Origin of the sequence: Pseudomonas algeriensis, from assembly GCF_048847255.1 — a bacterium.
Taxonomy (GTDB): Bacteria; Pseudomonadota; Gammaproteobacteria; order Pseudomonadales; family Pseudomonadaceae; genus Aquipseudomonas.
In genome coordinates this window covers 1-24267 of sequence record NZ_JBKKRK010000010.1, presented here as the reverse complement: position 1 = coordinate 24267, position 24267 = coordinate 1, and the positions used below count along the sequence as shown (strand labels likewise).

At 60.9% G+C, this 24267-nt stretch carries 19 protein-coding genes; 10 read left to right on the top strand and 9 right to left on the bottom strand.

Annotated features, from left to right (window positions below; genetic code table 11):
• Positions 1 to 5: 5 nt before the first annotated feature.
• Entirely contained in the window at positions 6 to 1535 is a 1530-nt protein-coding gene (gene gpmI, locus ACLK1G_RS16215) for a 2,3-bisphosphoglycerate-independent phosphoglycerate mutase (protein WP_420766333.1), read from the bottom strand.
• Positions 1536 to 1687: 152 nt separating this feature from the next.
• On the opposite strand from gpmI, the gene ACLK1G_RS16210 reads away from it, so the two are divergent.
• The 3 genes from ACLK1G_RS16210 to secB are packed head-to-tail and all read left to right on the top strand — an operon-like array spanning position 1688 to position 2878.
• Positions 1688 to 2101 carry a rhodanese-like domain-containing protein gene (locus ACLK1G_RS16210; protein ID WP_420766332.1) on the top strand — a complete coding sequence of 138 codons (414 nt, stop codon included), beginning with the start codon at positions 1688 to 1690 and terminating at the stop codon, positions 2099 to 2101.
• A gap of 1 nt (position 2102) precedes the next feature.
• Positions 2103 to 2357 (top strand): glutaredoxin 3, encoded by a 255-nt coding sequence (grxC, locus tag ACLK1G_RS16205; RefSeq protein WP_030141472.1) that lies wholly within the window; start codon positions 2103 to 2105, stop codon positions 2355 to 2357.
• Positions 2358 to 2395: 38 nt separating this feature from the next.
• Positions 2396 to 2878, top strand: coding sequence for a protein-export chaperone SecB (gene secB, locus ACLK1G_RS16200; protein ID WP_420766331.1), 483 nt, complete (start codon positions 2396 to 2398; stop codon positions 2876 to 2878).
• Between the two features lie 145 nt (positions 2879 to 3023).
• Here the strand turns inward: secB and trmL are convergent, their stop codons facing one another.
• On the bottom strand, positions 3024 to 3479 hold the full coding sequence (trmL, locus tag ACLK1G_RS16195) for a tRNA (uridine(34)/cytosine(34)/5-carboxymethylaminomethyluridine(34)-2'-O)-methyltransferase TrmL (protein ID WP_420766330.1): 456 nt from the start codon (positions 3477 to 3479) through the stop codon (positions 3024 to 3026).
• On the opposite strand from trmL, the gene ACLK1G_RS16190 reads away from it, so the two are divergent.
• Positions 3478 to 3918, top strand: coding sequence for a hypothetical protein (locus ACLK1G_RS16190; RefSeq protein WP_420766329.1), 441 nt, complete (start codon positions 3478 to 3480; stop codon positions 3916 to 3918). The two genes, trmL and ACLK1G_RS16190, sit on opposite strands and share 2 nt — an antisense overlap.
• Before the next feature lie 519 nt (positions 3919 to 4437).
• On the opposite strand, the gene ntrC is transcribed toward ACLK1G_RS16190, so the two are convergent.
• The 6 genes from ntrC to glnA form a co-directional block, all read right to left on the bottom strand.
• Positions 4438 to 5874: a nitrogen regulation protein NR(I) gene (ntrC, locus tag ACLK1G_RS16185; RefSeq protein ID WP_420766328.1), complete on the bottom strand. Its 1437-nt coding sequence runs from the start codon at positions 5872 to 5874 to the stop codon at positions 4438 to 4440.
• Positions 5871 to 6956, bottom strand: a complete 1086-nt coding sequence (glnL, locus tag ACLK1G_RS16180) for a nitrogen regulation protein NR(II) (protein ID WP_420766327.1) — start codon at positions 6954 to 6956, stop codon at positions 5871 to 5873. The genes ntrC and glnL overlap by 4 nt, the downstream gene beginning before the upstream one ends.
• A 254-nt stretch (positions 6957 to 7210) precedes the next feature.
• Positions 7211 to 7837, bottom strand: coding sequence for a DUF4124 domain-containing protein (locus tag ACLK1G_RS16175; RefSeq protein WP_420766326.1), 627 nt, complete (start codon positions 7835 to 7837; stop codon positions 7211 to 7213).
• Positions 7834 to 8352 (bottom strand): DUF4124 domain-containing protein, encoded by a 519-nt coding sequence (locus tag ACLK1G_RS16170; RefSeq protein ID WP_420766502.1) that lies wholly within the window; start codon positions 8350 to 8352, stop codon positions 7834 to 7836. Before ACLK1G_RS16170 ends, ACLK1G_RS16175 begins: the two co-directional genes overlap by 4 nt.
• Positions 8353 to 8584: 232 nt before the next feature.
• The gene (locus tag ACLK1G_RS16165; protein WP_420766325.1) at positions 8585 to 9142 is read right to left on the bottom strand and encodes a chorismate mutase; all 558 of its coding nucleotides are present in this window, start codon (positions 9140 to 9142) and stop codon (positions 8585 to 8587) included.
• A gap of 121 nt (positions 9143 to 9263) precedes the next feature.
• Entirely contained in the window at positions 9264 to 10670 is a 1407-nt protein-coding gene (glnA, locus tag ACLK1G_RS16160) for a type I glutamate--ammonia ligase (RefSeq protein ID WP_014336114.1), read from the bottom strand.
• A gap of 328 nt (positions 10671 to 10998) precedes the next feature.
• On the opposite strand from glnA, the gene thiI reads away from it, so the two are divergent.
• A complete protein-coding gene (gene thiI, locus ACLK1G_RS16155; protein ID WP_420766324.1) occupies positions 10999 to 12453 on the top strand; it encodes a tRNA uracil 4-sulfurtransferase ThiI in 1455 nt (484 codons plus the stop codon).
• Between the two features lie 134 nt (positions 12454 to 12587).
• Positions 12588 to 14408 carry a translational GTPase TypA gene (gene typA / locus ACLK1G_RS16150; protein ID WP_420766323.1) on the top strand — a complete coding sequence of 607 codons (1821 nt, stop codon included), beginning with the start codon at positions 12588 to 12590 and terminating at the stop codon, positions 14406 to 14408.
• A 219-nt stretch (positions 14409 to 14627) separates the two neighbouring features.
• Here the strand turns inward: typA and ACLK1G_RS16145 are convergent, their stop codons facing one another.
• Positions 14628 to 15065 (bottom strand): YkgJ family cysteine cluster protein, encoded by a 438-nt coding sequence (locus ACLK1G_RS16145; protein ID WP_024778075.1) that lies wholly within the window; start codon positions 15063 to 15065, stop codon positions 14628 to 14630.
• Between the two features lie 254 nt (positions 15066 to 15319).
• Here ACLK1G_RS16145 and ACLK1G_RS16140 point away from each other — a divergent pair, with 254 nt between their 5' ends.
• The 4 genes from ACLK1G_RS16140 (at position 15320) to ACLK1G_RS16125 (ending at position 24256) form a co-directional block, all read left to right on the top strand.
• Positions 15320 to 17770 (top strand): glycogen/starch/alpha-glucan phosphorylase, encoded by a 2451-nt coding sequence (locus ACLK1G_RS16140; RefSeq protein ID WP_420766322.1) that lies wholly within the window; start codon positions 15320 to 15322, stop codon positions 17768 to 17770.
• Positions 17771 to 18060: 290 nt separating this feature from the next.
• The gene (locus tag ACLK1G_RS16135) at positions 18061 to 21684 is read left to right on the top strand and encodes a DUF2339 domain-containing protein (RefSeq protein WP_420766321.1); all 3624 of its coding nucleotides are present in this window, start codon (positions 18061 to 18063) and stop codon (positions 21682 to 21684) included.
• Complete coding sequence (locus ACLK1G_RS16130; RefSeq protein WP_420766320.1) at positions 21681 to 23051, top strand: DUF3999 domain-containing protein; 1371 nt, start codon at positions 21681 to 21683, stop codon at positions 23049 to 23051. Before ACLK1G_RS16135 ends, ACLK1G_RS16130 begins: the two co-directional genes overlap by 4 nt.
• A 242-nt stretch (positions 23052 to 23293) precedes the next feature.
• Positions 23294 to 24256, top strand: coding sequence for an IS110 family transposase (locus tag ACLK1G_RS16125; RefSeq protein ID WP_420766129.1), 963 nt, complete (start codon positions 23294 to 23296; stop codon positions 24254 to 24256).
• Positions 24257 to 24267 lie beyond the last annotated feature (11 nt).

Here is a 24267-nt window from a genome sequence, read left to right as displayed (position 1 = left end):
TTTCGTCAGACCAGGATCGAAGTCCCGGTCATCTCCGCCGGTTTCTCCATGCCCAGCAACATCAGCATGGTTGGTGCCACGTCAGCCAGCACGCCGCCGTCGCGGACCTTGAAGTCGCGCTTGCCGACATAAATGAACGGCACCGGCTCGGTGGTGTGGGCGGTGTGGGCCTGGCCGGTGGACTCATCGGACATTTGCTCGACATTGCCATGGTCCGCCGTGATCAGGGCTTCGCCGCCGACTTTTTCCAAGGCGTCGACGATGCGACCCACGCAGGTGTCCAAGCATTCAACGGCCTTGACCGCCGCCTCGAACACGCCGCTATGGCCCACCATGTCGCCGTTGGCGTAGTTGACCACGATTACGTCGTAGCGCTGGTTCTCGATGGCATCGACGATGCGGTCGGTCACTTCCGGCGCGCTCATTTCCGGCTGCAGGTCATAGGTGGCGACTTTCGGCGAGGGGATCAGGATGCGTTCTTCGCCCGGGAAGGGTTCTTCACGGCCACCGGAGAAGAAGAACGTCACGTGGGCGTACTTTTCGGTTTCGGCGATGCGCAGCTGGGTCTTGCCGTTTTTCGCCAAGTAGTCGCCCAGCACGTTGTCCAGGCTGCCGGCGGCAAAGGCGGATGGTGCGGGAATGCTGGCGGCGTATTGAGTCAGCATCACGAAGCCGGCCAGTTTCGGCTGGCGGGCGCGCTCGAATTCCTTGAAATCATCTTCGACAAATACGCGGGTCAGTTCGCGGGCACGGTCGGCACGGAAGTTCATGAACACCACGGCGTCGCCGTCTTCGACTTTTACCGGCTCGCCGAGGGTGGTGGCCTTGACGAACTCGTCGCTTTCGCCGCGTTCATAAGCCGCTTGCAGACCCTCTTGCGCGGTGGCGGCATGGAATTCGGCATTGCCGTCGACGATCAGGTTGTAGGCCTGGGCGACGCGGTCCCAGCGATTGTCACGGTCCATGGCGAAATAACGGCCGATCAGGCTGGCGATCCGGCCCTTGCCCAACGCCTTGAAGGTGTCGTCCAGTACTTTGATCGACGACTCGGCGCTCTTGGGCGGCGTGTCGCGGCCATCGAGGAAGGCGTGCAGGTAGATGTTCTGGGCGCCGCGCTTGGCAGCGAGTTCGGCCATGGCAACCAGGTGGTCCTGGTGGCTGTGCACGCCGCCGTCCGACAGCAGGCCCATGAAGTGCACGGCCTTGCCAGCGGCCACTGCTTTGTCCACGGCGGCGCAGATGGTGGGATTTTCGAAGAAATCGCCGTCGCGGATCGACTTGGTCACGCGGGTGAAGTCCTGGTAAACCACGCGGCCCGCGCCGAGGTTCATGTGGCCGACCTCGGAGTTGCCCATCTGCCCGTCCGGCAGGCCGACGTCCATGCCGCTGCCGGAGATCAAGCCGTTCGGCACGGTGGCCCACAGGCGATCGAGCACAGGCTTCCTGGCCGCGTATACGGCGTTGGATTCGTGGCTGTCACTGTGACCGAAGCCGTCCAGAATCATCAGGACCAAAGGTTTAGGCGTGGTAGTCATGGAATCCACTCGTGGCTGGTTAAAAGAAGACGATGGAAAAGGGACGGGCAGTTTAAAGGTAAGTTCCGGTGCCGTCACCGCCGGGCGGGGTTTGGCCGGCCTTGCGTGCTGTGTATACTGGCCGACATTTTAACGCCCTGGAACCTCCTTCGATGGTTGCTCACCTGATTGAATTTGCCACTAACCACTACATTCTCGTCGGTATCTTCGTCGTACTGCTGGCTTTGCTGGTTGCCCACACGATGCAGGGCGGCGGTCGCAGCCTGAGCACTGGCGAGCTGACCGCGCTGGTCAACAAGGACGCCGGCGTCGTGGTCGATATTCGTCCGAGCAAGGACTACGCCGCCGGTCACATTGTCGGCGCGCTGAACATCCCTCAGGACAAACTGGTCGCACGCGTAGGCGAACTGGAAAAGCACAAGGCCAAGACGGTAATCCTGGTCGACGCCCAAGGCCAGCAGGCCGGGACCCTCGCCCGCGAACTGATGAAGTCCGGCTTCACCGCCGCCAAACTGTCCGGTGGCGTTGCAAGCTGGAAAGCCGACAATCTGCCCCTGGTGAAGTGACATGCCCCACGTTGTTGTCTATTCCAGCGATTACTGCCCCTACTGCTCCAGAGCCAAGCACTTGCTCCAAAGCAAAGGCGTGGCTTTCGAAGAGATCAAGGTCGACGGCAAGCCGCAACTGCGCGCCGAAATGACCCAGAAGGCCCGGCGTACTTCCGTGCCGCAGATCTGGATCGGCGACACTCACGTGGGCGGTTGCGATGACCTGTATGCCTTGGAGCGCGCCGGCAAGCTTGACGCGCTGCTCAAGGCTTGAATTCCTTATCAATAGAACTGAAGTAAGAAGGATCTGCGATGACTGACCAACAGAACACTGCTGCCACTGAAGAAGAAGCCGCACCGCAATTCTCCTTGCAGCGCATCTATGTCCGTGACCTGTCCTTCGAGGCCCCGAAAAGCCCGGCGATCTTTCGTCAGCAGTGGGAGCCGAGCGTGGCCCTGGACCTGAACACCCGTCAGAAAGCCCTGGAAGAAGATTTCCACGAAGTGGTGCTGACCCTGTCCGTGACCGTGAAAAACGGTGACGAAGTGGCGTTCATTGCCGAAGTCCAGCAAGCCGGTATCTTCCTGATCAAGAACCTCGACGCCGCTTCGATGAGCCACACCCTGGGCGCCTTCTGCCCGAACATCCTGTTCCCTTACGCTCGCGAAACCCTGGACAGCCTGGTGACCCGCGGTTCGTTCCCGGCCCTGATGCTGGCTCCGGTGAACTTCGATGCTCTGTACGCACAAGAGCTGCAGCGCATGCAAGAGGAAGGCGGCGCGACCGTTCAGTAATCCGTTCCATAGCCAGGCACAAAACCTGTGGGAGCGAGCCTGCTCGCGATAGCGGTACGTCAGTCAGCAGTGAGTTGACTGATACACCGCTATCGCGAGCAGGCTCGCTCCCACAGGGGTTTCTGGCCCGGGATTGTCAATCTTGTTACCGGAAGCCGTTCTGCCGCCACGCCTCGTAAACCGCCACTGCCACGGTGTTGGACAGGTTCAGGCTGCGGCAGCCTTCGCGCATCGGCAGGCGCAGGCGCTGTTCCGCCGGCAGGGCGTCGAGCACATCGGCCGGCAGGCCGCGACTTTCGGGGCCGAACAGAAACGCATCACCGGCGACGAAACTGGCGTCATGAAACGGCCGTGAACCCTTGGTGGTGAACGCGAACAGACGTGGGTGCCCCAGGCTTTCCAGGCAACTGGCGAGGTCGGCGTGCCGCTGCAAAGTGGCATACTCGTGATAATCGAGGCCCGCGCGGCGCAGGCGCTTGTCGTCCATCTCGAAGCCCAGTGGTTCGATCAAATGCAAGTGGCAGCCGCTGTTGGCGCACAGCCTGATGACGTTGCCGGTATTGGGCGGTATTTCCGGTTGAAAAAGGATGACGTGAAACATGCACGGCTCCGCAGATAAAGATGAGCGGCATTCTACGCCGCAAACCGACCGACGTTCGAAGCTATTGCCTCGGGTGCTGGGCTCGCTGGCGATCTTCGGCATGATGGTCGGGCTGATGATCGGCCGTCTGACCACGCCTGACCCCAGTGCGCTGCAACAGATCGAGGCGGGCGATGGGGTGTTGGTAGCCTGGTTCAACAATGAACCCAAGCTCCACGGGGAAATCGTCGACGGCTCCGTGGCGCTGTTGTTCCAGGCCGAAGGTCGACCGCAGAAGGGCCAGCTCAAGCTCAACGGCAAGGACGTGAATTGGCGGGTGCGGTTGAGTGACAAGGGGTTGTTGCTGACGCTGGTGGCGGCGCGTCCGTTGCGAGGGGAATGGTCCGGCAGCGAAGTCGATGACCGCTGGCGGCTGGAGATCCGTCTCCAAGAGCAATAAAAGAGGGAATCCCCGGCCTGCCTGTACCAAGGTTCCCAAAACGGGAGGGCTCGCGCTTGGCGCAGAGCCCTGGGTGTAAAGAAGGGAAACCTTGACCTGCCTGTATCAAGGCCCCCAAAACAGCGAGCTCGAGAGCCCGGTATAAAAGAGGGGAATCCCCGGCCTGCCTGTACCAAGGTCCCCAAAACTGGGTAGTGACCTAGCTATTGCAGGGGGCGTGCCAGTTTTAAACGGCTTGTCACAAAAACACTGCAGTGGATGAGTAAAGCCCCGTATTCCGGGGCTTTGGCTTTTGTGTGGGCTGGTTTTCTTGAGGCGCTCCGATGGGGGCGGGCTTGTAGGGCATGGGCAATTGCGGTTCGCCGTGCATTGAAGCGGTGCACATAGTTTCTAAAAGCTTCGTCGGATCGCCGCCCGGAGCAGGCTGCTCCCACAGTAGCTCTGTGTCGTTCCCAAAACCTGTGGGAGCGAGCCTGCTCGCGATTGGGCCTTCAAATTCAGTGAAGGATTAAAGGCTGATCAACCCTCATCTCCCTCATCGTCATCCCCACCATCGACCTTCATCCCCAATTCCTTGATCTTGCGGGTCAAGGTATTGCGGCCCCAGCCCAGCAGCACGGCGGCGTCGCGGCGGCGGCCGGCGGTGTGCTTGAGGGCGGTCTCGATCATGATGCGTTCGAAGCTCGGCACGGCGCTGTCCAGCAGGCTCGATTGGCCGCGGGCCAACGCCTGGTCGGCCCACTGGCGCAGGGCCTGTTCCCAATTGGTCACCGGCGCCGAATCTTGTGGCAGGCTCAACAGCTCGGGTGGCAGGTCGCTGATATGCACTTCGCGCCCCGAAGCCATTACCGTGATCCAGCGGCAAGTGTTCTCCAATTGGCGCACGTTGCCGGGCCATGGCAGGTTTTTGAGGTATTCCTCGGTTTCGCTCTTGAGCAGCTTGGGCTCCACGGCCAGTTCCTGAGCGGCACGGCCAAGGAAATGCCGGGCCAGGGTCGGGATGTCTTCGCGGCGGTCGGCCAGGCGCGGTATGTGGATGCGGATCACGTTCAGGCGATGGAACAAGTCTTCCCGGAATTTACCGGCGTGGACCAGGGTTTCCAGGTTCTGGTGGGTCGCGGCGATGATCCGCACATCCACCTTGACCGGCGTATGGCCGCCCACGCGATAGAACTCACCGTCCGCCAATACCCGAAGCAGGCGGGTCTGGGTGTCGGCCGGCATGTCGCCGATTTCGTCAAGGAACAAGGTGCCGCCATCGGCCTGTTCGAAGCGTCCGCGTCGAAGGTTGGCCGCGCCGGTAAACGCACCTTTTTCATGGCCGAACAGCTCGGATTCCATCAGATCCTTGGGAATCGCCGCCATGTTCAAAGCAATGAATGGCGACGCCGCCCGGGGACTGTGACGGTGGAGGGCATGGGCAACCAATTCCTTGCCAGTGCCCGACTCGCCGTTGATCAGCACGGTGATGTTGGAATGGCTCAGGCGGCCGATGGCGCGAAACACTTCCTGCATCGCCGGCGCTTCGCCGATGATTTCCGGGGTGCGGGCCAGGGCTGGCACTTCTTCCAGGCCTTGTTGTTCCTGGGCATGCTGGTTGGCGCGCTTGACCAGGGACACGGCTTCGTCGACGTCGAACGGCTTGGGCAGGTATTCGAACGCACCGCCCTGGTAGGACGCGACGGCGCTGTCCAGGTCGGAATGAGCGGTCATGATGATCACCGGCAGCCGAGGATGCTGCTCGCGAATCCTCGCCAGCAGGTCCAGGCCACTGGCGCCGGGCATGCGGATGTCGGAGATGATGACGTCCGGCTGCTGACGGGCCAGGCGGCTCATCACCCCATCGGCGCTGTCGAAGCTCTGGGTGGTCATGCCTTCCTGTTGCAAGGCTTTTTCCAGGACCCAGCGGATAGAACGGTCGTCATCGACGATCCACACGGTTTCACTACGGCTCATGTCGATGTGGCTCCTTGTTCCAGTGGCAGGAAGATCGAGAAAGTGGTGTGGCCAGGGTGGCTTTCACATTCGATCAAGCCCTGATGCTGACTGATGATGTTCTGGGTGATGGACAGCCCCAGCCCGGTACCGTCCGGGCGGCCGCTGACCATGGGAAAGAAGATGGTTTCCTGCAGCTCGGCAGGGATCCCCGGGCCGTTGTCGATGATTTCGATCTTGGTCACCAGGCGATGACGCACATGGCCGATGGTGAACTGGCGCATGGCGCGGGTGCGAAGGCTGATGCGGCCCAGGCGCAGCTCGTTCTGGCTGCTGATGGCCTGCATGGCGTTGCGCACGATGTTCAGCACGGCCTGGATCATCTGCTCGCGGTCGATCAGGACGTCGGGAATGCTCGGGTCGTAGTCGCGCACCAATGTGATGCAGCCCTGGCTTTCCGCTTCGACCAGGCTGCTGACGCGCTCCAGCACTTCGTGGACGTTGCACATCGCCAGGGACGGAAGCTTGTTCGAGCCGAGCATGCGGTCCACCAGGTTCCGCAGGCGGTCGGCTTCTTCGATGATGACGTTGGTGTAGTCCTTGAGGCTTTCTTCCGGCAGCTCACGGGCGAGCAACTGCGCCGCGCCACGTATGCCGCCAAGCGGATTCTTGATCTCGTGGGCGAGGCCGCGCACCAGCATCTTGCTGGTTTCCTGCTTGGACAATTGCGCCTCTTCCTTGGTGATGCGCAGCAGGCGATCACGGGGATGGACTTCCAGCAACAGGAGGGTGGCGTGGTTGTTCAGGATAGGCGTTACCGCGTAGTCGACGGTCAGGGTCTGGCCGGTCAGGGCGGTGAGCATGGCTTCGCGCTTGGTGAATGGGTGGGCCTGCTCGACGGCCTGGCGCAGGGAGTTGAGCGCTTCGGCGGATTCGGTAAACAGTTCGCTGATGAACTGCCCATGGCTGCGCTGGCCACTGACAGCCAAGAGCATCTCCGCCGCCGGGTTCATGTACTCAAGGCGCAGTTCGGCGTCGAGCAGGATGGTCGCGGTGGTGAGATTGTCGAGCAGCAAGCGGTGTAGTGCGTCGCTAATGGTCATCAGGACCTCTTTTAAAGCGTAGCAATTGGAGGCAAGCCCTCTAATTGCGCGCGCGATTAATGCGCTGATACCAGGAAAATGCAAAAACCAAACCAAGGCTCCGAAAAGAAGCGTTTAAAGCCTCAATCAGCCTTTGTGCGCTCGTTTACGCGGCGTTCTGCCAGCGCTTTCGGGTAGTTTCGAACCAAAATGGGTTGGGATCTGGGTAGGGCGTGCGGAGCCTGCACCAATATGGTGCTCCATCTCCAGGGGCATTAGAAGAACGGCAGGATGCTGCTTTCTTCTTCCTTGGGCTTGTCGGCGAGCGGGCATTCGGGACGTTGGCCGTAATCGGCCTTTGTACAAGGTTTGACGCGGCGCTTCTGTGCCAGGGACATGCGCTGCATGTGGAAGGGTTGGTTGGCGGTGCGTTCGACGATACGGTCTTGCTCGTCGAGGATTTCAACCGCCAGTTGATGGCTGCCACGGTCGATATTCTTCAACGCGAATACCGGGCTGGGCCCTGCGGCGCCGGTGGGTTTGCCATCCAGCAGCAGGCGGTAGCGATGGCCTTTCTGCAGGCCGGGTTCGCTGGTGGCGGTGACGATCAGCTCCCCGGCGGTGCTGCGTATCGTGGCGTCCGGTTCGGGAATCAGCAGCCGGAGCATCTCGTAACGAAACAATGGTTCGGGTCGCGGTTCCTCCGGTGGCGCCGTTGAGGTTGTACCCGGGGGCGGCGCCTGCATCCGGTTGCCCGGTGATAGCTGCAGTTTCTTGGCATTGCCGGGGCGGGGCTGGTCGGTGAAGACACGATTGCCCTGGGCGTCGATGTAGGTATAGACCTGCGCCAGGCCCGGCGATGCGCTCAACAGCAGGGCTGCGGCGAGTAACCAGCGGCTCAAGGAACGTGTACCCGCTGCACGGTGAAGGTGACGGTTTCGCTCTGCTGCACCAGGCGCTCGCCGTCGATGACCTGCACTGCGAGGCTGTGCTCGCCGCGATCGATGTTCATCAATTGCAGCCGTGGCACATTGCTAGGCTGGCCATAGGGCTGGCCGTCCAGCAGCAACCTGAACAGATGGGGGCTTTGCAGGCGCGGTTGTGTCCGAACGCCGACGGTGAAGGTGCCATTGTTGGCGCGCAGGGCCTCATCGGTGGGAATGTCGGTCAGTTCCAGCAGGTCGTAGGCGTTGCGCGGCGCGTCGTTGTTTTGCGCAGGTGCGGGCGTTTCCGGGGTGGTCGGAGCCTGGGTTTCAACGCTGTTGAGCGGCGGCAACTCCACCGCCTGGGCCGGCACGCCGTCGGGCGGCTGGTTGCTGTAGGCGGTGTTGCCGTTGGCGTCGGTGTATTTGTAGATCTGCGCGGCGGCGGGCAGCGTCAGCAGCAACAAAAAGAAGATTGAGAAACCACGACCCATGGAAAAATTGACCGAAAACAAGAGGTGATAGTTGCAGCATAGGTCACGGTGGGCGGTTGGCCAAAGTGTTGCGCCCTGCCCAGAGTCCAGTGTCATGCCTGGATGTCATGGCGGCATAAAGCCAGTGTGGGGGCGAGCTTGCTCGAGACAGCGGCGTCTCAGTCGCTGAGGTATTGGATATGCTGGCCTCATCGCGAGCAAGCTCGCTCCCACAGGGAAAGGGGGTGTGGCCTCAGGATTGTGTGGATATACACAGTCCGCCGGTTGCCCGGATCAGGGCCAGCCGGTGCACCGGGTGCTGTTTGTTGTGGTGGGTGGCCTGGGCCAGCCATTGCGGGCACTGTGGATCGGTGCGGTAGGGCGCGAAGTCGGCCAGTTGTTGCAGCAGGCGTTTTTGCAGGCGGTCGAGTTTAGGGCGGATCTCGCCTACCAGGTCCGGGCGCGGCAGGTCTGGCGCCTTGCCGTCCAGGGCCCAGTCGGACAAGTTGATGTATTGGACCAGTTTGTTGGCTTCTATCTGGGCGGCGAAAAACGCCTCCACCGTCTCGCCGTTCAGCTTGTAGGTGGGCGCCTGGGCCACGGCGGCGGCAATGACTTCGCGCTCGCGCGGACGGTCCTCTACGGGTTTGCCACTGTCCCATTTGCTCAAGGCCACTTGATCTGCGATCAGCAGGCGTTCGCCGATGGCATTGAGCAACGGCGTCAGGGCGTCGGGGGCGTTGCTGGCCTCGGCTGTGGAACACAGCAGTGCGGCAGACAGGGCGAGGCAAATCTTCAAGCGGGAAGTCATTGGCGATCTCGTCTTGTAAGGGAAGCGGCGCACCATCATGCACGCATCCTGCGCCCATAAAAAAGGCCTCCCGAAGGAGGCCTCTCTTTAGTTCACGCCGTGCGTGGCGGCGCTTACTGGATCAGCAGCTGTAGTACAGCTCGTATTCCAGTGGGTGTACGAAGGTGCGAACCTTGATTTCTTCTTCGCTTTTCAGTGCGATGTAAGCGTCGATGAAGTCATCGCTGAATACGCCGCCCTTGGTCAGGAACGCACGGCCCTTGTCCAGCTCTTCCAGGGCTTCTTTCAGGCTGCCACAAACCTGTGGGATTTCCTTGGCCTCTTCAGGCGGCAGGTCATACAGGTTTTTGTCAGCGGCATCGCCAGGGTGGATCTTGTTCTGGATACCGTCCAGGCCGGCCATCATCAGCGCAGCGAAGGCCAGGTATGGGTTGGCAGCCGGATCCGGGAAGCGCGCTTCGATACGGCGGGCTTTCGGGCTGTTAACGTAAGGGATACGGATCGAGGCGGAACGGTTGCGAGCCGAGTAGGCCAGCATGACCGGGGCTTCGAAGCCTGGTACCAGACGCTTGTAGGAGTTGGTCGACGGGTTGGTGAAGCCGTTCAGGGCCTTACCGTGCTTGATGATGCCACCGATGAAGTACAGAGCAGTGTCCGACAGACCGGCATAACCTTCGCCAGCGAAGGTGTTCTTGCCGTCCTTGGAGATCGACATGTGCACGTGCATGCCCGAACCGTTATCGCCGTACAGAGGCTTCGGCATGAAGGTCGCGGTGCGGCCGTAGGCGTCAGCAACGTTGTGTACGCAGTACTTCAGGGTCTGGACTTCGTCAGCCTTCTTCACCAGTGTGTTGAATTTCACACCGATTTCGTTCTGGCCGGCAGTTGCCACTTCGTGGTGGTGAACTTCGACGGTCTGGCCCATTTCTTCCAGTGCGTTGCACATGGAGGTACGGATTTCGTGGTCGAAGTCGAACGGTGGAACCGGGAAGTAGCCGCCTTTGATACCTGGACGGTGGCCTTTGTTGCCGCCTTCCACGTCCTGGTCGGACATCCACGAACCTTGTTCGGAGAAGATCTTGAACATGGAGCCGGAGATATCGGACTTGAACTTGACCGAGTCAAAGATGAAGAACTCAGGCTCTGGACCGAAGAAAGCGGTGTCGCCGATACCGGTGGACTTCAGGTATTCCTCGGCGCGGTGGGCAATGGCGCGTGGGTCGCGGTCATAGCCTTGCATGGTCGAAGGTTCGATGATGTCGCAGACCAGGATCAGGGTCGGCTCTTCGGTGAACGGGTCCAGGACGGCGGTTTCGTCGTCCGGCATCAGGATCATGTCGGAGGCTTCGATGCCTTTCCAGCCGGAGATGGAAGAACCGTCGAACATCTTGCCGATTTCGAAGAATTCGTCGTCCAGCGCATCACGGGCCGGCATGGTCACGTGATGTTGAGTGCCTTTGGTGTCAGTGAAGCGCAGATCAATCCACTTGACGTCATGATCTTTGATGAGTTGAACCGACTTCGACATATGTCCTCCGGGTGGCTTCGGGCGGGTAGTGGAGTGCCCTTAGATATGGGTGATGCCGGCGCGAATACTCTGCCAAGGCAACCTGCCTCACAAGGGAGCAAATTGCATGCCAGTGCCCCACCATGGGTTTTTTGCACCAAATCCACGCTTTTACAGGCGCAAATCAAAGATTGTCAGACAATAACGCACTGCAATGTGGCGCTGTCAGTCGATAATGACCCGTTTTGGTGCACGCAAAACCATCTGCACATAAACTGGTTAAACCTTGAGCAATTTCCGCTATAATCCGCGCCCCCCTTTTTCGGCTGGCCGTTCGCGCGCTGTTTTCATGAAACTAATCGTAAAAGTCTTCCCCGAGATCACCATCAAGAGCCGCCCGGTACGGATGCGTTTCATCCGCCAGTTGGCCAAGAACATCCGTGCCGTGCTCCGTGACCTGGACCCGGCCGTGGTGGTGAACGGTGTGTGGGACAACCTCGAACTGGAAACCCGCGTCAGCGAACCCAAGCTGCTGAAGGAAATGACCGAGCGCCTGAGCTGCATGCCGGGCATCGCGCATTTCCTGCAAGTTGACGAGTACCCGCTGGGGGACTTCGACGATATCCTCGCCAAGTGCATGCTCCATTATGGTGATGCACTGGCCGGCAAGATCTTTTCGGTCCGCTGCAAGCGCGCCGGCAAGCACCCGTTCAGTTCCATGGACGTGGAACGTTATGTCGGCAGCCAGCTGCGCCGGCAGTGCGGCGCCGCCGGGATTTCGCTGAAAGACCCGCAAGTTGAAGTGCGCATCGAAATTCGCGACCAGCGGTTGTTCGTGATCCACAGCCAGCACGACAGCATCGGCGGTTACCCGTTGGGGTCACTGGAGCAAACGCTGGTGCTGATGTCCGGTGGCTTCGATTCCACCGTCGCCGCTTACCAGATCATGCGTCGCGGCCTGATGAGCCATTTCTGCTTCTTCAACCTCGGCGGGCGCGCCCATGAGCTGGGCGTGATGGAAGTGGCGCACTTCATCTGGAAGAAGTACGGCAGCTCCCAGCGCGTGTTATTTGTGAGCGTGCCGTTCGAAGAAGTCCTGGGCGAGATTCTCGGCAAAGTCGATAACAGTCATATGGGCGTCATTTTGAAGCGTATGATGTTGCGTGCCGCGACGAGCATCGCCGACCGCCTGCACATCGACGCGCTGGTGACCGGCGAGGCGATTTCCCAGGTATCGAGCCAGACGCTGCCGAACCTGTCGGTGATCGACTGCGTGACCGAGAAACTCGTGCTGCGCCCGCTGATCGCCAGCCACAAGCAGGACATCATCGACACGGCGAACGAGATCGGCACCGCCGATTTCGCCCGGCACATGCCCGAGTACTGCGGGGTCATCTCGGTCAATCCGAAGACGGCGGCCAAGCGCGGGCGCGTGGAGCACGAAGAGAAAGAATTCGACATGGCGGTACTCGAGCGCGCGATCGAGAACGCCAGGCTGGTACCGATCGATCGGGTCATCGACGAATTGGGCCAGGACATCCAGATTGAAGAAGTCGGCGAAGCGCTGGCCGGTCAGATCATCATCGACATCCGTCACCCGGACGATGCTGAGGACGACCCGCTGAGTATCGCCGGCGTCGAGGTACAAACGATGCCGTTCTATGCAGTGAACGCGCGTTTCAAGGAACTGGACCCTACTCGCCAGTACCTGCTGTATTGCGACAAAGGCGTGATGAGTCGCCTGCATGCTCACCATTTGCTCAGTGAGGGGCATGCCAATGTGCGCGTTTATCGACCGAGCTAAGTGCCCGGGGCTGTTTGCCTGTGGCCTGCGTCACCGGCCCCCCGACGCCGCCGACACGCTGTAACTGTCGGACTCTACTGTAAATCGCTGCCACGACCTGTCAGCACACCGAATCCTCTGATCGAGATACACAAGTGATCGAAAATCTACGCAACATCGCCATCATTGCTCACGTTGACCATGGTAAGACCACCCTGGTAGACAAACTCTTGCGTCAATCCGGCACCCTGGAGCGCAACGAGCTCAACGACGAGCGCGTGATGGACTCCAACGACCAGGAAAAAGAGCGCGGTATTACCATCCTGGCGAAAAACACCGCCATCAACTGGAACGGCTACCACATCAACATCGTGGACACCCCGGGCCACGCCGACTTCGGTGGCGAAGTAGAGCGCGTGATGTCGATGGTCGACTCCGTGCTGCTGCTGGTTGACGCCCAGGACGGCCCTATGCCGCAAACCCGTTTCGTGACCAAGAAGGCCTTCGAAGCCGGCCTGCGTCCGATCGTGTGCATCAACAAGGTTGACCGTCCAGGCGCGCGTCCGGACTGGGTTCTGGATCAGATCTTCGACCTGTTCGACAACCTGGGCGCCACCGAAGAACAGCTGGACTTCAAAGTCGTCTACGCCTCGGCCCTGAACGGCATTGCCGGTCTGGACCACACCGACATGGCTGAAGACATGACCCCGCTGTACCAGTCGATCGTCGACAACGTACCTGCACCGGCCGTTGACCGTGACGGTCCGTTCCAGATGCAGATCTCGGCACTGGACTACAACAGCTTCCTGGGTGTGATCGGTGTTGGCCGTATCGCCCGTGGTCGCGTCAAGCCGAACACCCCGGTCGTGGCTATCGGCGCCGACGGCAAGCGCCGCAACGGTCGTATCCTGAAGCTGATGGGTCACCATGGCCTGCACCGCGTTGACGTCGAAGAAGCTGCCGCCGGCGACATCGTCTGCATCAGCGGTATGGACTCGCTGTTCATCTCCGACACCCTGTGCCACCCGGACACCGTTGAAGCGATGAAGCCGTTGACCGTCGACGAGCCGACCGTTTCCATGACCTTCCAGGTCAACGACTCGCCATTCTGCGGTAAAGAAGGCAAGTTCGTGACGTCCCGTAACATCAAGGAACGTCTGGACAAAGAGCTGCTGTACAACGTTGCACTGCGCGTTGAAGAAGGCGACTCGGCTGATAAGTTCAAGGTTTCCGGCCGTGGCGAACTGCACCTTTCGGTACTGATCGAAACCATGCGTCGTGAAGGCTTCGAAATGGCTGTAGGCCGTCCGGAAGTGATCATCCGTCTGGTTGACGGTGTGAAGCACGAACCGTTCGAAAACGTCACCATCGACCTGCCGGAAGAATCCCAGGGCAAGGTGATGGAAGAGATGGGCCTGCGTAAGGGCGACCTGACCAACATGGTGCCGGATGGCAAAGGCCGTGTACGTCTGGAATACAACATCCCTGCTCGCGGTCTGATCGGTTTCCGTAACCAGTTCCTGACCCTGACCAACGGTGCTGGCATCCTGACCTCGATCTTCGACCGTTACGACGTGATGAAGTCGGGCGACATGTCCGGCCGTCAGAATGGCGTTCTGGTATCGGTTGAAACCGGCAAGGCACTGACCTACTCCCTGGAAACTCTCCAGGCGCGTGGCAAGCTGTTTGTCGAGCACGGCCAGGAAATCTACGGCGGCCAGATCGTTGGTCTGAACAGCCGTGACAACGACCTGGGCGTGAACCCTACCAAGGGCAAGAAGCTCGACAACATGCGTGCTTCGGGTAAAGACGAAACCATCGCCCTGGTTCCACCTGTTCGCTTCACTCTGGAACAGGCCCTGGAATTCATCCAGGATGACGAGCTGTGCGAAGTGACGCCTAAGTCGATCCGCCTGCGCAAGAAGATCCTGGACGAAAGCGAGCGTACCCGCGCCGCCAAGAAAGCCAAGGCCTGATTTAGCCCAGGCTGAATGAAAAACGCCCCCGGTTGTGAGACCGGGGGCGTTTTTTTGTGCCTGGGATTTATGTGGCGCCTTCCAGGGCCCCTTCGCGAGCAAGCTCGCTCCCACAGGGGAGCTCTATTCGGCGCAAATTTTGCGTCAGGCACAGATTCCTTGTGGGAGCGAGCTTGTTCGCGATAGCGGTAGGCCAGTCACCGCTAAACCATCAGTCGATCAGAATCGATCCAACGTCCGAGGATTGCGCTCGCGCTCCACTTCCTTGGGCTTGTACGCGCAATAACCCGGCCGTGGCCCAACCCGTGGATGGTTGCGGCAGGTGTCCGGGCGCTTCTCATAGATGGTGCACAGCCGGCTCTTTCGGTCCAGGTACAGGCAATCGTTGTTGCTCATGCGTTGCAACGTGAAGATTTCCGATTTCTGGTTGTAGCGCTCGACGATCCCTTCCTTTTGCAGGCGCTTGGCGATGTTCTTCGGCGGGTCGCCCAGTTCGAACTCATCGACGATGCCAATCCGGATCAGATCCTTGATCTTCACCTCCACCGGCAGCGTGCAGCAGCTCGACACGCAGGAACCGCACATCGGGGCGGAGTACTTGGCCCAGGTATCGAGTCGGTCGATCTCCGCGGCGGCGATCAGGTTGGGCTTCATCATCGGTGTGTACCAGCATGCATCAGGGCGCGCGATCATACCGGGACTGGTGAAATTTTGAACGACCATCTGCCGGTTTTTTTTGCGTCCCGACAAAACCCGCCCTTACCGGCACGGCCCCTGCATTCATTCGTCCATCGGCAATTCCTTGGCGACGATTCTCCGGCGCCGACGGAAAAACCACCGAACCAAGAGCCTTTACCGTCTGTCAGACCGACTAGGCTCAGACAATTCCATGCTCGTTCGAGGTCTCATCAATGACTCAAGAACCACTTGTTCGCGAAGCTGAGGTTGCGGCATTTCGCGACGCTGTGTTGACCAAACTCACTTATGCCGTCGGCAAGGATCCCGATCATGCGTTTGATCACGATTGGTTCGAAGCCATCGCCCTTGCCGCCCGCGACCATATGGTCGAACACTGGATGGACCACACGCGGCAGATCTACCGCAAGGGCCAGAAGCGTGTCTATTACCTCTCCCTGGAATTCCTCATCGGCCGCCTGCTCTACGACAGCCTGAGCAACCTCGGCCTGCTGGACACCGCCCGCGAAGCGCTGACCGAGCTGGGTGTCGACCTGGAACGCATCCGTCTGCTGGAGCCCGACGCGGCCCTGGGCAACGGCGGCCTTGGCCGTCTGGCGGCGTGCTTCATGGAAAGCATGTCGACACTGGGTATCGCCGGTCATGGCTACGGTATTCGTTACGAACACGGCTTGTTCCGCCAGGCGATTGTCGATGGCTGGCAACAGGAGCAGACCGAGCACTGGCTGGATTTCGGCAACCCCTGGGAGTTCGAGCGGCCTGAAGTCGTCTACCCAATCGGCTTTGGCGGCAGCGTCGAAACCGTCACCGACGAAACCGGCAAGACTCGCCAGGTGTGGTCCCCGGCCGAAACCGTGCGGGCCATCGCCTATGACACGCCGGTGGTCGGCTGGCGTGGCGCCAGCGTCAACACCTTGCGCTTGTGGCGCGCCCGGGCCATGGAAGAGCTGCACCTGGAGCGCTTCAATGCCGGCGACCACCTCGGCGCCGTAGCCGAAGTGGCCCGGGCCGAAAGTATTTCCCGCGTGCTGTATCCGGCCGACAGCACCGAGGCCGGCCAGGAGCTGCGCCTGCGCCAGGAGTACTTCTTTGTCGCCGCTTCGCTGCAGGACTTGCTGCGTCGTCATCGCAACATGCACACCTCGGTGCTGACCCTGGGCGATCACGCGGCGATCCAGCTCAACGACACGCACCCGTCCATTGCCGTGGCCGAGCTGATGCGCCAATTGGTGGACGTCTACGATGTGGCGTGGGACGCGGCCTGGCAGATCACCCAGGACACACTGTCCTACACCAACCACACGTTGCTGCCTGAGGCCCTGGAAACCTGGCCGGTAGGGTTGATGGAGCGCATGCTGCCTCGGCACATGCAGATCATCTACCTGATCAACGCCCAGCACATCGATTCGCTGCGGGCCAAGGGCGTGCATGATTTCGACGTGCTGCGCTCGGTGTCGCTGATCGAGGAAGACAACGGTCGCCGGGTGCGCATGGGCAACCTGGCGTTCCTCGGCTCCCACAGCGTCAACGGCGTGTCCGGGTTGCACACCCAGTTGATGCGCAGCACGGTGTTCTCCGAGCTGCACAAGCTCTATCCAGAGCGAATCAACAACAAGACGAACGGCATCACCTTCCGCCGCTGGCTGTTCCAGGCCAACGCCGAATTGACCTCGATGATGGTCGACGCTCTGGGGCCTGGCGTGCTCGACAACCCCGAGGAACGGCTGATCGAGCTGGAGCCGTTCGCCGACAAGCCGGCGTTCCGCAAGCAGTTCGCCGAGCAGCGGCTGCACAGCAAGAAAGCCTTGGCTTACTTGATTCACGAGCGCCTGGGCATCGCCGTCAACCCGGCGGCGATGTTCGACGTGCAGGTCAAGCGCATCCACGAGTACAAACGCCAGTTGCTCAACCTGCTGCATACCGTGGCGCTGTACCAGGCGATTCGTGCCGAGCCGGAAGTGGACTGGGTACCGCGGGTGAAGATCTTCGCCGGCAAGGCCGCCGCCAGTTACCACCAGGCCAAGCTGATCATCAAGCTGACCAACGACATCGCCCGGGTGGTGAACAACGACCCGACCGTGCGCGGTCTGCTCAAAGTGGTTTTCCTGCCCAATTACAACGTCAGCCTCGCCGAAAGCATCATTCCGGCGGCGGACTTGTCAGAGCAGATTTCCACCGCCGGTTTCGAGGCGTCGGGCACCAGTAATATGAAGTTCGGCCTCAACGGCGCGCTGACCATCGGCACCATGGATGGCGCTAACGTGGAGATGCACGAGCGCGTCGGCGATGAGCACATGTTCATCTTCGGCCTGACCGCCGAGCAGGTGGAAGCGCGCAAGCGCAACGGTGAGTTCAGCGCCGCGCCGGACATCGCCGCCTCCCATCGCCTCAACGATGTGTTGCAGGCGATTCGGGGCGGGGTGTTCTCCCCGGACGATCCGATGCGCTACACCGGATTGGTGGATTCGCTGGTGGACTACGACCGCTTCCTGGTCTGCGCCGATTTCGACGCTTACTGGAATGCCCAGGCGAAGGTCGAAGAGAAGTGGCACGACTCCAAGCAATGGTGGCGCTCGGCGGTGCTCAACACCGCGCGCATGGGCTGGTTCTCCTCGGACCGGACCATTCGCGAATACGCCACCGATATCTGGAAAGCGCTGGAATAACGCTTGCGAGAAATGTGAGCGAAGCCCAACGACGGTTGGGCTTCGTCGATATACTAAGCGCCTGATTCGCCGGGTTGTGAAGCCGGATTCAGTACTGGAAGCGCCAACGATCCACTGTGGGGGCGAGCTTGCTCGCGATAGCGGCATGTCAGGCACGATCACTGTCGCCTGAAACGACGCCATCGCGAGCAAGCTCGCTCCCGCAGGGTTTTGGGGTTTCCACTAGACTGATCCAGGCACCGCATCCTCCCGGTCATGCCCGCTACGGGCCGCTTAGGGATATCGACCATATGCAATGGATTTTGACACTGTTGGGCCTGGCACTCGGCTGGGTGGTGGACGAGTCGTTCGCCGATGCGCTGATAGGCGCGTTGGTCGGGCTCGGCATCGCCCAGTCGTTTCGACTGGGGCGCTTGGGTATCCAGGCGGCCAAGCAGCAGATCCTGTTGCAAGAGGCCCAGCAGAGTCTGCTCACCTTGGAAGCGCGGCTGGCGGTGCTCGAACGCGGCAAGGCCGCCCAGCCGAGTGACCCGGCGCCGGCGGCCGAGGCCGTCGCGCCCCAGGCTCCAAAACCCGAGACCCGCACCGAGCCGGAGCTGGTCTGGGAACTGCCGCCAGACCTCGAACCCATCTCCGTCATGAGCACCCAGGCCAGCCAGCCGTTGCCTGATGAAATCTGGAGTCCTGCGCCGGCCGCTTCCAGCCGTCCCTCCCATCGTGACTTTGCGCCGTTGCCCCTTGAATCGACGTCGCCTGCGCCTGCGGTTCCCCGTGGCCCGAATCTGTTCGATCGCGCCATCACCGCCGCGCGCAACTGGCTGTTCGGCGGTAATACGGTGTTGCGGGTCGGGGTGGTGTTGTTATTCCTCGGTCTGGCATTCCTGCTGCGCTACGCCACCGAAGGCATGGTGGTGCCGATCGAATTGCGCTATGCCGGCGTCGCGGCCAGCGCGCTGGGCCTGTTGGGCCTGGGCTGGTGGTTGCGCCAACGTAACAACAGTTATGCATTGATGCTCCAAGGCACGGGCATTGCGGTGCTGTACCTGACCGTGTTTGCCGCCATGCGCCTGCATCCATTGCTCGATTCCAAGGCAGCGCTGGCCTTGCTGGTGGCGGTCACGGTGTTCTCGGCGATCCTGGCGGTCACCCAGAATGCCATGGGCCTGGCGGCGGCCGCGGCGCTGGGCGGGTTTGCCGCGCCGATCCTCACCTCCACCGGCAGTGGCAACCACGTCGGGCTGTTCAGCTATTTCATCCTGCTCAACGCCGGCATCCTCGCGATTGCCTGGTTCAAAGCCTGGCGCCTGCTCAACCTGATTGGCTTTGTTGGTACTTTCGGCATTGGTTTCGCCTGGGGTTTGCGTTCCTATACGCCGGAATTGTTGTGGAGCACCGAACCGTTCCTCATTGTGTTTTTCCTGATGTATTTGGTGATCGGCTTGCTGTTCACCCGGCGCAAGCTGATGGAAATGAGCGATGGACCCGACGATGACAGCCGCGATGCAATGTTGCGCTGGTCGGCCCGCAAGGGTGACTACGTCGATGGCAGCATGCTCTTCGGCCCTCCGTTGGTAGGCTTCGGTTTGCAGTTCGCGTTGGTCCAGCACCTGGAATTCGCCGCAGCGTTCAGTGCTTTGGCCCTGGGCATGATCTACATGGGTCTGGCCCGCGTATTGATGGGCGGTCGCGCCGTGTTGCTGGCTGAAACCTGCCTCGCCTTGGGCGTGATTTTCAGCAGTCTGGCGATTCCGCTCGGCCTCGATGCCCGTTGGACTGCCGCGGCATGGGCGGTGGAGGGCGCCGGCATCTTCTGGCTGGGCCTGCGCCAACAACGGCCCTTCGCGCGAGTCTTTGCCCTGTTGCTGCAATTGGGTTCGGCGCTGGCCTTCGTCAGCGAATTGCATTCAGGTGAAGGCAGCCTGCTGGAAGGTTCGTGGCTGGGTGCGTTGATGCTCGGTGGCGCCTTGCTGTTCAGCTTCTATCAGTTGCGCAAGGCAGAGCCTGACCATATCGCGAGCTGGGAGCGCCAGGGCCAACCCGTGCTGGCGGTGCTGGGCCTAGGCTTCCTTTATCTGCTGGCTCCGCTGTTCTTCTCCACCCACGGCACCGCCATCGCCTGGGCATTGGCCGGCCTGGCGACGCTGTTCGTTGGCCTGCGCCTGCAATCACGTAGCTTCTTGTTCACGGCGTTCGCCGTCCAGCTACTGGGCGGTGCGTTGTTCCTGGTGCGCCTGCAAGGTGCGGACGGGGATTCGACGGCCGTGTTCAGCGCTGGCTGGAGCGGTTTGCTCAGTGCTTCGCTGATTGGCCTGGCATTGATCGGCGGCATGCTGCTGGCGGCGCGCGACGACATGGTGCGCAACGATGTGCGGTTGCTGCGTGGCTTGTCGGTGGTGTTGCTGGCGGGACTGGTGCTGATCAATCTCGCGGTGCTCTTCGTCCTGCCTTGGCAAACGGCGAGCGGCGTGTGGGCGGCCAGCGGCCTGTTGATCATCTGGTTGAGCCTGTACCTGAAGCAGCGGGTGAGTTTTGTCTTCGGCTTGCTGCTGCAATTGCTGGGCGGTGCGGCGTTCCTCACTGCGGGGCCGGCGCTGTTGGGGGCGCTCGATGCCGAGGATCTTCGTCCGCTGGCCCACAGCGGTTTCTGGACACCATTGGTTCTGGGACTGGCGGCGCTGGTGGGTGCATGGCGGCTGCAACGGGCGCATTCGGCGAAGGAGCTCGACGCCTTGAGTTTGCGGCGCCTGTCCGAGCTGTTGCTGATTTGGGGTGCCGGTTGGTGGGCGCTGGCATGGGTCAGCGAAGTGCTGCGCTTTGCCCCGGCCAACCTGCAAGGCAGCTTGTTGCTGATGGTGGCGGCGGCCAGCGTGGCGGTGTGGAGCGTCTTGTCGCTGCGTTTGAAATGGCCGGCGCTGGGGTTGTTGGGCACCTTGCTGATCCCGGCGGCGGGCTGTGTGCTGGTGGCGACCGGGCACAGCCGTTACCACCCGGCGGCGGATTTCGGTTGGCTGGCCTGGCTTGCGGTGTTCGCCGTGCATTTCATGTCCTTGAAACGGCTCGCGCCGATACTGCCGGCCCAGGCGCGCAGTACGGCTCATGTGCTCGGCTGCTGGCTGCTGATGACGGTGTTGATGCTGGAGCTGCGTTACGGCCTGCTGTTGCTGTCTGAGCAATACAACGCCTGGCGCTGGTTGGCCTGGGCGATCCTGCCGAGCCTTTACCTGGTGCTGGTGTCAACGCCGCGCACCTTGCCCTGGCCGGTATCGGCTCAACCGCGCGAATACCGCGTCTACGCGGCGGCACCGATGGCGCTGTTGATGCTCGGTTGGTTCTGGCTGACCAACACCTTCAGTGACGGCAACTCTGAGCCACTGCCCTATGTGCCGTTGCTCAATCCCTTGGAGCTGGGCCTGCTGTTCGCCTTGTTCGGTATTTACGTGTGGGCCCGCAACGCCGTGGAGCAGTCGACAAACCGTTGGAGTCGCGTCGGGCATATCGCTCAGTTGACCGCCGGTGTGTCGCTGTTCGCGTTCTTCACTGCCGTGGTGATGCGCTGTGCGCACCAGTGGATGGGGGTTGCGTACGAACTGGATGCGTTGCTTGAATCCATGTTCGTGCAGGCCGGTCTGTCCATCGTCTGGACCTTGATTGCCTTGGGCCTGATGATCGGCGGTCACCTGCGCCATCGCCGTGAGGTGTGGCTGATCGGCGCCGCGTTGATTGCTGTCGTCGTGGCCAAGCTGTTCTTCGTCGAATTGAGTAACCGTGGCGGTCTGGCGCGGATCGTGTCGTTTATCGGCGTGGGCGTGTTGTTGCTGGTGGTCGGTTATTTTGCGCCGCTGCCACCGAAACGTCCGGAGCCGGCCGCCGATGCCGAACCGCCGATGCCTGTCAGTGAGGGAGTGTCGTCTTGAGTCGCAAGTTGAGTCGAATCGGGTTGGGCGTGGTCGGGCTGTGGGCAGCCTTGTCGGCGACGGCGCAGGAGCAACCGCAGGATTTTGTCCATCAGGTGCCGTTGGCCTTGAGCGGCGAGGGGCCGTGGTATCGCTTGCCGTTACCGTTGGACGTCCAGTTGCAGGCGCGGCAAACCGACCTCAGTGACCTGCGGGTCTTCAACGCCGCCGGGCAGGCCCAGGCCTATGCGTTGGTGCGCGAGTCGGCTCAGAGCCGGGAGAATCGCACCCTCACCGATGTGAAGTGGTTCCCGTTGTACAACGCCGCGGACGACAGCGAGCGCGCGCCCAGCGTGCGGGTGCAATCGAACGCCAACGGCACGTTGGTGCAAGTGCAGCCGTCCAGCCGACTCGAAGCGGGGGAAGAAGAATTGCGCGGCTGGCTGCTCGATGCCAGCGCAATCAAGGCACCGCTGCAGCAGTTGATCCTCGACTGGACCAGCGAGCGCGACGGCTTCCAGCGCTTCACCATCGAAGCCAGCGATGACTTGCAGCATTGGCAGGCCTGGGGGGAAGGGCAGGTCGCCCGGCTGACATTTGCCGATGAGCGGGTCGAGCAGCACGAAGTGAACCTGCCCGGGCAATCGGCGCGGTACTTGCGGTTGCTGTGGGATTCGCCGTCCTCGGCGCCGGTGCTGACCTCAGCCCAACTGCAAAGCGCCAGCCGCGAAAGCCTGCCGCTGCCGTTGGTCTGGTCGCAACCGCTTGCCGGCAACACGACGAAGGCCGGTGAGTACACATGGCAGTTGCCGATGGGGCTGGACATCGAGCAGGTGCAGGTGGAGCTCAGCCAGGCCAACAGCCTGGCGCCGGTGACCCTGGCCGGTCGCCGTGAAAGCAGCCATCCGTGGCAGCCGATGGGCGGTGGCTTGCTCTATCGCCTGACCCAGAACGGTCAGGACGTGCAGCAAAACCAGCTGCAGTTGTCCGGCCAGACCGTTCAACAATTGAAGCTGACGGTGGATGAGCGCGGCGGCGGTCTGGGCACCGAAGCGCCTGCGCTGCGTTTTGCCGTGCGGGCGACCCAAGTGGTGTTCCTGGCACGGGGCGAAGGGCCATACCAGCTGGCACTGGGCAGCGCGACGGTAAAGGCGGCCAACTTGCCGTTGACCACGCTGATTCCGGATTACAAACCGTCACGCCTGGCGGCGCTGGGTTCGGCGAAGGTAAACGGAACCACTACGTCGACGCCAACGGTTGAAGCGGTGCCTGCGGTCGTTGACACCAACTGGAAGAAAATGGGCTTGTGGGCGGTGTTGCTACTGAGCGTGCTGTTCCTCGCGGCGATGGCGTTCAGCCTGTTGCGCAAGCCGCCGGTCAAGAACTGAGGTGTGTTCATCGTCGGATCGCCGCCCGGAGCAAGCTCGCTTGTATGTTTAGACTTGAAGGGGTGGGCAGGACTAAAAGCTCGATTCCGACTCTAGCCAGTACGGACCGTGGGAGACTTCTCGTCCCGCCCTTTCTACCTAAAGCGCCGATAAGGAATTCATCGGTAAAACCGACGATAGAAGCAAGCCAGCGCTACGGTAGACCCCGACAAGCATCTAAACCCTAGCTCCGAGGATTCGACATGACAATCCTTACCTCTCCAGCGGTTATCGGTATTGATGTCGCCAAGGCTGAAATTGTCGCTTATCGCGAGGATCTGAAAAGCATTCAAATCGTCGATAACAATCGTGAAGCCCTTGTCCGCTGGCTCAAAATGTTGCCAGCGCAAAGCTTGATTGCCTTGGAAGCCACCAGCTTTTATCACCTGGATACGGCTGAACTGGCCCATGGGATGGGGCACAGGGTTTATGTTGTGGATGCCTATCGTGTGGCCCATTACCGTGAAAGCATTGGGCAGCGGGCAAAAACCGACCCTTGTGATGCACGTTTGCTGGCGCGTTATCTGACGAATGAACAGCAACGGCTACGTGCCTGGACACCACCTCCCGATGCCTACAAAGTGCTAAGAAGCCTGCTACGCAAGCGTGCAGAACTGATCAAAGCTCGCGTCAGCCTCATGCTGAGCTGGTCGGGCGAACCGCTTCTGAAAGATATCCTGACCCAGCAACTGGACGCCTTCAAGCAAAGCGATCGGGCCATTCAGAAATTATTGCGTGAAGCCAGCCAAGGGGCGGGAATTACTGAGAATATCAACCGCTGCAAAGCCATTGAGGGTGTGGGCGAACTGACGGCAACAAGCCTGGCGACCGCATTCATGCGAGGTGACTTCGCCAGCGGCGATGCGTTCATTGCCTTTTTAGGGATGGACCTGAGGCCAAAGGACTCCGGAAAAAAACACAGTCCCAGACACCTGAGCAAGAAAGGAGATGGCGAGCTGCGACGCTTGGCACACACCGCAGCAATGGCGGCTTGCCGGTCTCCAGTCTGGAAGCCTTACTACGAGTCCTGCTTGGCAAGAGGTTTCGCCAGAACCCAAGCGTTGGTGAGCCTCGCCCGTAAATTGTGTCGGGTGGCATTCGCCCTGATGAAAAACCAGAGCGAATATCGCCCTAATTCTATGCTGCAGGGTTCCCCTGCAACATAGAATCTCCCACA